Genomic DNA, 480 nt, shown 5'->3' with positions numbered 1-480 from the left:
CGCGATCAATAGTCTGCAACTCGCGCAGGGACCGGCGCAGTCCTATCGATCCGAGGCCGAGCATGTCGTGGCCTGGCTTCGCATTGCGCGACGACGGTGGGCCGATATCGACGACACGATCATCGACCAGTACGCCGTGCATGATTGCCGTTGCACGGTCTGGCGCAAGCGGGGCAAGCTGGTCGCCACGGGCACCAAGCGGCGGCGGCGCTGCGCTCGGCACTTCGTCGAGTTTCTGCGGGGTCGGGGCGTCATCCCATCGGTCGAACCGGTGGTGGACGATAACCCGCACATGGCGGCATATCTGGCATGGCTCAAGCAACACCGCGGCGCGACCGATGAGACGATCCGGCGCTACCGGGCCGATATCAGGCGGCTCGCGCCTATGCTCGGCGAGCCTTCACAATGGGATGCAGCCGTCCTCAGACGGGCGTTTCAACAACGAAGCAAGGAGACGCCGGGTTCGACATCACTGCTCGT

The 480-nt window shown here is 64.8% G+C and carries 1 protein-coding gene; it reads left to right on the top strand.

All coding sequences use genetic code 11. From position 1 onward, the window contains the following. On the top strand, positions 1-480 hold a 480-nt coding region (locus AACY08_RS29205; protein WP_339472561.1), incomplete at both ends, for a hypothetical protein.

The sequence above is a fragment of the Pseudomonas sp. EL_65y_Pfl1_R83 genome, from assembly GCF_963970695.1.
Taxonomy (GTDB): Bacteria; Pseudomonadota; Gammaproteobacteria; order Pseudomonadales; family Pseudomonadaceae; genus Aquipseudomonas; species Aquipseudomonas tritici.
Note: the sequence above shows the minus strand (reverse complement) of the source record. Positions and strands in the feature narration are given on the sequence as shown.